We start from the raw sequence: 7,251 nt of genomic DNA on the forward strand, positions 1-7,251 counted from the left end.
CCGCAGAATAACGCTGGACCTGGCGGGCCCGCCTGCCTACACCCCGGTTTTTCGCGCGCCCCATGCCGCGCGCGTCCCCCACTCATGAAAGCCTATTCGTATGCGCCGACGCCGGGGCCGCCCTCTCGATGGCTGGCTGATCATCGACAAGCCTGCGGGCATGACCAGCACCGACGTGGTAAACCGCGTGCGCCGCGGGTTCGACGCGCAGAAGGCTGGCCATGGCGGCACGCTGGACCCGCTGGCCACGGGGGTTCTACCGATCGCCTTCGGCGCCGCCACCAAGACGGTGCCGTATGTGATGGACGGCACCAAGCTGTATCATTTCACTCTGCGCCTGGGCGAAACCCGCGATACGGACGATGCGGATGGCGCCGTCACCGCGACCTCCGACGTGCGCCCCAGCAACGAGGCGTTCGAGGCCGCGCTTCCCGCCTTCCGCGGCGACATCATGCAGGTGCCGCCCGCCTATTCCGCCATCAAGGTGGCCGGTGAGCGGGCCTACGACATGGCGCGCGAGGGCCGCGCCCCGGTGTTGGAGGCACGGCCGGCGCGGGTTGACCGGTTCGACCTGATCGACCGAATCGACGCGGATACCGCGGTGTTTGCCGTGCAGTCGGGCAAGGGGGTCTACATGCGCTCCCTAGCGCGCGATCTGGCGGCAGCGTGCGGTGCGTTGGGCCATGTCACCGCCCTGCGCCGCCTGCGGGTGGGGCCGTTTCTGGAGGCGCAAGCGATTTCTCTGGACAAATGTTCGCCAGGGGACGATATCCCGCCCGCTTCCCCGGACCTGCTGCTTCCGGTCGCGACCGCGCTGGCCGACATCCCGGCGCTGGCCTTGACTGAGGCGGAGGCCTTCTTCCTGTCACGTGGCCAGGCTATCAGCCTGGTGGATCTGATGGGGCGCATTCCAGGGACGGCCGACCCCGATGGCGGGTTGGCTCGTGCCATGGCGGGGACGCGCGTGATCGGCCTATGCCGCATGTCGGATGGCATGCTGCGGCCGGAACGCCTTCTTTAACCCCCTCCGGAGTATATCCGATGTCGCTTACAGCCGAGCAGCGCACTGCTCTTATTACCGATTACGCAACCGGGACGACCGATACCGGTAGCCCCGAAGTCCAGGTGGCTCTGCTGTCCGAACGGATCAGCAGCCTGACGGAGCACCTGAAGATCCACGCCAAGGATTTCCACAGCCGCCGTGGCCTGCTGATGCTGGTGGGCCGCCGCCGCCGTCTGCTCGACTACCTGAAGAGAAAAGACCAGGCGCGCTACCAGACCCTGATCGGGCGTCTGTCGCTGCGTCGCTAGCCCGACCTGCTGCCCCTCGGCGCCAATAGTGGTGCCGAGGAACGCCGCGTAGGGGTGCAAACGGCATCCGGATCGCGACGGCGCCTTCGGCCACATGGTCGCGGTTGACGCCCGCGCCGCCATGCCGCCCGAGACGCCGCCCCCGCACCGGTTTCCGCCCGCATCGCCCGCGCGATACGAGGAAACACTGCATGTTCAATCATTTCCGCAAAGAACTCGACTGGGGCGGCCGCAAGCTGATCCTGGAGACCGGCAAGATCGCCCGCCAGGCCGATGGGTCCGTTCTCGCCCGCCTGGGCGACACCATCGTGCTCTGCACCGCCGTTGGCGTGAAGACCGCCAAGCCCGGCCAGGACTTCTTCCCGCTGACTGTGAACTACCAGGAAAAGGCGTTCGCCGCCGGCAAAATCCCCGGTGGCTTCTTCAAGCGCGAGGGTCGCCCCTCCGAGAAGGAGACGCTGGTCAGCCGCCTGATCGACCGTCCGATCCGTCCCCTGTTCCCCGAGGGCTTCCGCAACGAGGTCCAGATCGTCGCGACCGTGCTGTCGCATGACATGGAGAACGACCCCGATATCGTCGCGCTTATCGGCTGCTCCGCCGCGCTGACGCTGTCTGGCATCCCGTTCTTCGGCCCGGTGGGCGCGGCCCGCGTCGGCTACATCGACGGCGAATACGTGCTGAACCCGACCCTGGATCAGATGAAGGGCTTCCAGCTCGACATGGTCGTCGCCGGCACCGCCGAAGGCGTGCTGATGGTTGAGTCCGAAGCCCATGAGCTGTCCGAGGAAGTCATGCTGGGCGCGCTCGAATTCGCCCATGCCAGCTTCCAGCCGGTGATCCAGGCGATCATCGAACTGGCCGAGCATGCCGCCAAGGAGCCGTGGGCCCTGCCCGAGCCGGCCCCCGAGGTCGCCGCCCTGAAGGCCCGTATCGACGAGCTGGCCCGCACCTCGATCGCCGAGGGTTACAAGGAGCAGCAGAAGGCCGCCCGCTACGAGAAGGTGGGCGCCGCCAAGAAGGCCGCCGCCGCCGCGCTGACGGCCGAGGGCCTGGACGCCGACAAGGCCAAGGGCATGTTCAAGGATCTGGAGGCGGATATCGTCCGCAACGCCATTCTGGACACCGGGCTGCGCATCGACGGCCGCGACACCAAGACGGTTCGCCCGATCATCGCCGAAGTCGGCATCCTGCCGCGCGCGCATGGGTCCGCCCTGTTCACCCGTGGCGAGACGCAGGCGCTGTGCGTTGCCACGCTGGGCACCGGCCAGGACGAGCAGATCATCGACTCGCTGGAAGGCGAGAGCCGGTCGCACTTCATGCTGCACTACAATTTCCCTCCCTACTCGGTGGGTGAAGCTGGTCGCATGGGCAGCCCCGGCCGTCGCGAGATCGGCCATGGCAAGCTGGCATGGCGCGCCCTGCGTCCGCTGCTGCCGACCAAGGCGGATTTCCCCTACACCATGCGCGTGGTCAGCGAGATCACGGAGAGCAACGGATCGTCCTCGATGGCGACGGTTTGCGGCACCTCCCTGTCGCTGATGGATGCTGGCGTGCCGTTGAAGCGCCCGGTGGCCGGTATCGCGATGGGCCTGATCAAGGAAGACCGCGGCTTTGCCGTGCTGTCCGACATCCTGGGCGACGAGGATCACCTCGGTGACATGGACTTCAAGGTCGCGGGCACCGAGGCCGGCATCACCAGCCTGCAGATGGACATCAAGATCACGTCCATCACGTTCGAGATCATGAAGGTCGCCCTCGCCCAGGCTCGCGACGGCCGCCTGCACATACTAGGCGAGATGGCCCTGGGCCTGTCGGGTGCCCGCGGCGACGTGGCGGCAACTGCCCCGCGCATCACCATCATTAACGTGCCGAAGGAGAAGATCCGCGAGGTCATCGGCACCGGTGGCAAGGTGATCCGCGAGATCGTCGAGAGCACAGGCTGCAAGATCGACATCGAGGATGACGGCACGATCAAGATCGCCGCCACCAGCGAGGAGCAGAGCCAGGCCGCCATCGACCGCATCCGCGGCATCGTGGCGGAGCCGGAGATCGGGGTGATCTACAACGGCAAGGTCGTGAAGACGGCCGAGTTCGGCGCGTTCGTGAACTTCCTCGGCACCCGCGACGGGTTGGTCCACATCAGCGAACTGGCTCAGGCCCGTGTCGCCAAGACGACCGACATCGTGAACCAGGGCGACGCAGTGAAGGTCAAGGTCATCGGCTTCGACGACCGCGGCAAGGTGAAGCTGTCCATGCGCGTGGTCGACCAGGCCACGGGCGAGGACATCAGCGACAAGGTTGGCGCCAAGGGCGGCGGCCGCCCGCGCGACGCCGACGCTGCATAATCGCTTCGATGAATGGGTGGAGGGGGCGACATGCCTCCTTCATCACCTATAAACACATTTCGGTGACATTTGTTTCCGGAATCAGGCCTGCGGCGCCTTGTGGGCCCCTAGCGCTCGGCTCGTGTTAGCCTCATATTGCAGTTTGTTTCAGCCCGGGGAAGAAACCCAGTCATGAAAGCGATTAACGCGATCCGTATGGGAGGCGTCGACGTTCTGCCGCTTGTTGAAGGCGGCAAGGGCGTTGCCGTGTCGACGGGCGTATCTGCCGGGCATTGGGCGCAGGCAGGCGGTGCAGGCACGTTCAGCGCGGTCAATGCCGATAGCTACGACGAGAACGGCCACCGTGAGGAACAGATCTATCACGGTCGCACCCGGCGCGAGCGCCACGAGGAACTGATCGACTTCGCCATCAAGGGCGGCATCGCGCAAGCCCAGCAGGCGCACGAGCTGTCTAACGGAAACGGCCGCATTCACGCCAACCTCCTATGGGAGATGGGCGGGGCGGAGCGCGTGATCACCGGGGTGCTGGAAGGCGCCAAGGGGCTCATCCACGGCCTCACCTGCGGCGCAGGCATGCCCTACCGGCTCAGCGACATCGCTGCCAAGTTTGGCGTGCACTACTACCCCATCGTCTCCTCCGCCCGCGCATTCAACGCATTGTGGAAGCGGGCTTACTCCAAGGCTGCTTCCCTGCTCGGCGGCGTGGTATACGAGGACCCGTGGCTCGCCGGCGGCCATAATGGGCTGACCAATGGTGAGGACCCGGAAAAGCCCGAGGACCCGTATCCCCGCGTGCTGGCCCTGCGCAAGCTGATGCGCAGCTTCGGCCTGGGCGATACGCCCATCATCATGGCCGGCGGCGTGTGGTGGCTGGAGGATTGGGAGGATTGGATCGACAATCCCGAACTCGGCCCCATCGCGTTCCAGTTCGGCACCCGTCCGCTGCTAACGCGTGAAAGCCCGATCGGCGATGCGTGGAAGCAGAAGCTGCTGACGCTGAAGGAGGGCGACGTCTTCCTCAACAAGTTCAGCCCCACCGGCTTCTATTCCTCCGCAGTCAATAACGGCTTTATCCAGGAATTGCGCCAGCGGAGCGAACACCAGGTCGCCTACACGATGGAACCGATTGGTGAGCACACCGCCGCGTTCGGCGTCGGTCCGCGCCAGCGCATCGTCTACCTGGCGCCGATCGACCTCGGCCGCGCCGAACATTGGGTGCGCAACGGCTTCACCGAGGCGCTGCGGACCCCCGACAGTACGCTGGTCTTCGTGACGCCGGAGAAATCGGCCGAAATTCTGCGCGACCAGACGGATTGCATGGGCTGCCTCAGCGGATGCCGGTTCTCCAACTGGTCCCAGCACGAGCCGGATTATACCAGCGGCAAGAAGGCCGATCCCCGCAGCTTCTGCATCCAGAAGACTCTCCAGGCCGTGCGTGACGACCGCGGCGACCCGGTGGCGCTGGACAACAACCTGATGTTCAGCGGCCACAACGCCTACCGCTTCGCCTCCGACCCGTTCTACTCGAACGGCTTCATCCCCACGGTGAAGCAACTCGTCGAGCGCATCCTCACCGGGCGCTGAGCCCGGCGCCCCCCTCTCCCGCGGGAGAGGGGTTAGCGACTACCGGTGAACCCGGTCGCCCATCATCTTCGCCAGCGTCGGCTCCATCGCCTCGGACAGGCGCGTCTGCGTCTGCGCTGTCGGGTGCAGCAGCGGGTCCGGCGGGGTCAGATACCCGTCCAGGAAGGCGGCCTTGTCCAGATGGCCGTCCTTCATGAACAGCCCGGTCACGTCCATGTAGGTCACTAGCGGGTCCTGCCCGTGGCCGTAGCGCTCGGCCAGGCCGCGGTTGGTGGCGATCGTGGTTTCGTCCACCCAGGCCGATCGCTCGGACGGCAGCACGGATAGCAGCAGGATCTTCGTCCCCGGCAGCTTGCGGTGCGCCTCGGCAATCACCGCCTCGATCCCGCCAATCGTCTGCTCGGCCGACCAATGCACCCGCCCATTGTTGTTGGCGCCAATCAGCACGACCGCGGCCTTGGGCTGAATGCCATCGACCTCACCATGCTCCATGCGCCAAATCAGGCTGGCGGTGGTGTCGCCCTTGAAGCCGAGGTTCAGCGGGTTGCGGTCGCTGTAGAAACGCTGCCATTGCGGTGCGAAATCCCGCCAGTCCGGCGGCCCACGCTCCTCCCAGTTCTGGGTGATGGAATCACCCAGGAATACCAGATCCACATGCCCCAGCCGCGCGCGCGCGACGGCGGCGACGTGCCGGGCATGCCACCACGGCAGATTGTCGCGCGACAGCGACCCGGCGGCCGGGTTGGACGGACCAGCCGCCCCCGCTAGCAGCGCCGCCACCAACACGAGGCCGAGCCGCTTCATGCCCGCAACTCCAAATAGGCCAGCGCACCAAGGCCAGCGACGATGCAGTAATACGCGAACGGATTCAGCGCCCATTTGTCGTTATGCCGGAAATACCGCATCAGAAACCAGGTGCTGAGCAGGGCCACGATCCCTGAAATCACCGCCGCCACCAGCGACAATTCCAGGGTCCCCGGCGGAATATCCTCATGCAGCAGCTTCGGCACCTCCAACACGGTGGCGCCGATGATGATGGGCGTCGCGATCAGGAACGAGAAATGGGCTGCACCCTCGTGGTTGATGCCCCGCAGCAGCGCGCCGACGATGGTGATGCCGGAGCGCGAGATGCCCGGGATCAGGGCGCCGCACTGCCAGATGCCGATCGCGAACGCGTCGCCGAACGTTAGCGACGACAGCGGCCGGTCCCCGGCGCGTGAGCGCAACCGCTCCCCGAACAGCAGGATGACGCCGTTCACTGCGAGGAAGATGGAGGCAATGATGGCAGAGGCGAACAGGCTGCGCACGTAGCGTTCCAGCAGGAATCCGACCACAACAGCCGGGATGGTCGCGATGACGATCTGCAGGAAAACCCGGCGGCTTTCGCGGTTCTGGTGCTCCCCCGACAGCCCGAACACGCCCAGGAACAGCGCCAGCCAATCCCGCCAGAAGAACCCCAGCAACGCCACCGCGGTGCCGACATGCAGCATCACCAGAAATGGCAGGAAGCTGGATGAGCGCTGATCCAGCGGCCAACGGAGGATCGCTGGCAGCACCACTGCATGACCCAGGCTGCTAACCGGAAACAGCTCCGTCGCACCTTGCAGAATGGCGATTACGATCGCTTGCAGCGCGTCCATACAGATCCGGCCCTCGTATTGCGAGCCGCGTTCCTGCCGGACGAAGCGCGCCGTGGCAAGGTCCTGCGCGGAGGAGGATTGGCGGACCCTCTCCCTGGGATCGGAAAAGGAGTGGTGCCCCGTACGGGATTCGAACCCGTGTTACAGCCTTGAAAGGGCCGTGTCCTAGGCCTCTAGACGAACGGGACGGGCCAGGCGCGTGATGTGCCCGCCCGCGCGCGCCGGGTCAAGCCGCAGCAGCGTCGCTAACGACAAAGGATGCGGAAACCACACCATTCCACTCTTCCGCCCGCAGCGTGCCGGCCAGATGCATCGGCGCACCCGGAGTCGAAAGTGCCTGGCCCAGCGGCGTGCCGGCGGCGCGGAATACC

Annotated in this window: 6 protein-coding genes and 1 tRNA gene; 4 read left to right on the plus strand and 3 right to left on the minus strand. The window is 65.9% G+C overall.

Annotated features, from left to right (window positions below; all coding sequences use genetic code 11):
• Window positions 1-100: 100 nt before the first annotated feature.
• From truB to GSQ76_RS16125, 4 genes are all read left to right on the plus strand, one after another.
• The gene (gene truB / locus GSQ76_RS16110) at window positions 101-1,021 is read left to right on the plus strand and encodes a tRNA pseudouridine(55) synthase TruB (RefSeq protein WP_158745065.1); all 921 of its coding nucleotides are present in this window, start codon (window positions 101-103) and stop codon (window positions 1,019-1,021) included.
• Window positions 1,022-1,041: 20 nt separating this feature from the next.
• Complete coding sequence (gene rpsO / locus GSQ76_RS16115) at window positions 1,042-1,311, plus strand: 30S ribosomal protein S15 (RefSeq protein ID WP_158745066.1); 270 nt, start codon at window positions 1,042-1,044, stop codon at window positions 1,309-1,311.
• A gap of 191 nt (window positions 1,312-1,502) precedes the next feature.
• Complete coding sequence (pnp, locus tag GSQ76_RS16120; protein ID WP_158745067.1) at window positions 1,503-3,656, plus strand: polyribonucleotide nucleotidyltransferase; 2,154 nt, start codon at window positions 1,503-1,505, stop codon at window positions 3,654-3,656.
• A 171-nt stretch (window positions 3,657-3,827) separates the two neighbouring features.
• Window positions 3,828-5,240: a nitronate monooxygenase family protein gene (locus tag GSQ76_RS16125; protein ID WP_158745068.1), complete on the plus strand. Its 1,413-nt coding sequence runs from the start codon at window positions 3,828-3,830 to the stop codon at window positions 5,238-5,240.
• 39 nt (window positions 5,241-5,279) lie between these two features.
• Here the strand turns inward: GSQ76_RS16125 and GSQ76_RS16130 are convergent, their stop codons facing one another.
• The 3 genes from GSQ76_RS16130 to GSQ76_RS16140 form a co-directional block, all read right to left on the minus strand.
• A complete protein-coding gene (locus GSQ76_RS16130) occupies window positions 5,280-6,044 on the minus strand; it encodes a GDSL-type esterase/lipase family protein (protein ID WP_158745069.1) in 765 nt (254 codons plus the stop codon).
• The gene (locus GSQ76_RS16135; RefSeq protein ID WP_158745070.1) at window positions 6,041-6,880 is read right to left on the minus strand and encodes an undecaprenyl-diphosphate phosphatase; all 840 of its coding nucleotides are present in this window, start codon (window positions 6,878-6,880) and stop codon (window positions 6,041-6,043) included. The genes GSQ76_RS16130 and GSQ76_RS16135 overlap by 4 nt, the downstream gene beginning before the upstream one ends.
• A gap of 112 nt (window positions 6,881-6,992) precedes the next feature.
• Window positions 6,993-7,068, minus strand: a tRNA-Glu gene (locus tag GSQ76_RS16140).
• Between the last annotated feature and the right edge of the window lie 183 nt (window positions 7,069-7,251).

It is taken from the genome of Acidisphaera sp. L21 (assembly GCF_009765685.1).
In the GTDB taxonomy this organism is placed as follows: Bacteria; Pseudomonadota; Alphaproteobacteria; order Acetobacterales; family Acetobacteraceae; genus LMUY01.

Bases quoted from the DNA above. Each gene is read 5' to 3' on its own strand.
- pnp (WP_158745067.1), top strand. From the start codon at position 1,503: ATGTTCAATCATTTCCGCAAAGAACTCGACTGGGGCGGCCGCAAGCTG.
- GSQ76_RS16135 (WP_158745070.1), bottom strand. From the start codon at position 6,880: ATGGACGCGCTGCAAGCGATCGTAATCGCCATTCTGCAAGGTGCGACG.
- GSQ76_RS16125 (WP_158745068.1), top strand. From the start codon at position 3,828: ATGAAAGCGATTAACGCGATCCGTATGGGAGGCGTCGACGTTCTGCCG.
- truB (WP_158745065.1), top strand. From the start codon at position 101: ATGCGCCGACGCCGGGGCCGCCCTCTCGATGGCTGGCTGATCATCGAC.
- rpsO (WP_158745066.1), top strand. From the start codon at position 1,042: ATGTCGCTTACAGCCGAGCAGCGCACTGCTCTTATTACCGATTACGCA.
- GSQ76_RS16130 (WP_158745069.1), bottom strand. From the start codon at position 6,044: ATGAAGCGGCTCGGCCTCGTGTTGGTGGCGGCGCTGCTAGCGGGGGCG.